The organism is Psychrobacter sp. AOP31-B2-9 (genome assembly GCF_052378005.1).
Lineage (GTDB): Bacteria > Pseudomonadota > Gammaproteobacteria > Pseudomonadales > Moraxellaceae > Psychrobacter.
Map to the genome: position 1 here is coordinate 1 of NZ_JBQSXG010000293.1, position 960 is coordinate 960.

Genomic DNA, 960 nt, shown 5'->3' on the forward strand with positions numbered 1-960 from the left:
AATCTGGCCTTTTTTATTACCTGTTATAAACTATTAACACACAATTATTGAACGAAGCTGGTATAACAGCTTTGTATAGAGTCAGCAACGACGTTGGCGACCAATTCAGTGCGATAGCTTGAATCTATAGCAGCATTGCCTAATTCAACGATAGTTACATCTTCTGATGCTTGCTCAGTGACACAACCACAAACGTTAGTTTTGAAGGTTTCTTGCTGTGTATCAGTCATAGCAAGACTAGCAATACCCCATGCGCTTTGTTCTTCGATTGCGGTACGACATTTTGTATCTACTGCTGATGTCAGGACACTCATGCCAAGACTACTTGCAGTTGTCATGGCTGTGCTAGCAGTAGTGCCTGTAGTCGTGCCAGCACCTGTTGATGTGCAGCCCGCTAGAGCAAGAGTGGCAAGCATAGCGGTCGAAGCTAGAAGTTTTTTCACAGAATTTTCCTTTAATATTTTGATTGGTTTTATAGTGTATGTTTGATAGCACCTAATCTTTGTCAGTCGAAAATTATTTTCGTCCTGAACAAGTAATATTTTATCAGCAAAATACATTAATAACACTATCAACGGTTACTTAAGGAAAATTAAGCTGCTTTTTATGTTAATCCAGCCACGCATAAGGATGATAATAAGCGTAGACTTTATAACCAACATATCCAATAAGCGTTAGTAAACTACCTAGGACAAATAACCATGTGGTGATGTGCTTCCATGAAAAGTCGTCAAAACTGTTATTAAATGCTGCAGAAATGCTGGCAATGAAAAGCATGATGCAGCCTGACAATAGTATGAGCTCATAAGCATTTACTTCCAGATTCGGCATATCATAAATCCAATATAAAATTTATTTTACTTTAACGATGTTAATGAATAAAGTAGATGTAATTTGCATGGAGTATTTATGTGCGTAGTTGATGTATCATTCTTTTGCGTTTCAAATAAAGTAAACAAT

General features: G+C 37.0%; 2 protein-coding genes. Both read right to left on the reverse strand.

Annotated features, from left to right (window positions below; all coding sequences use genetic code 11):
- Positions 1 to 44: 44 nt before the first annotated feature.
- Complete coding sequence (locus tag ACT3SX_RS15260) at positions 45 to 443, reverse strand: hypothetical protein (RefSeq protein WP_192519355.1); 399 nt, start codon at positions 441 to 443, stop codon at positions 45 to 47.
- A 166-nt stretch (positions 444 to 609) separates the two neighbouring features.
- Positions 610 to 831 (reverse strand): hypothetical protein, encoded by a 222-nt coding sequence (locus tag ACT3SX_RS15265; RefSeq protein WP_192519354.1) that lies wholly within the window; start codon positions 829 to 831, stop codon positions 610 to 612.
- Positions 832 to 960: the final 129 nt, after the last annotated feature.

Coding starts and splice junctions, on each gene's coding strand:
- ACT3SX_RS15265 (WP_192519354.1), bottom strand. CDS start 831: ATGCCGAATCTGGAAGTAAATGCTTATGAGCTCATACTATTGTCAGGC.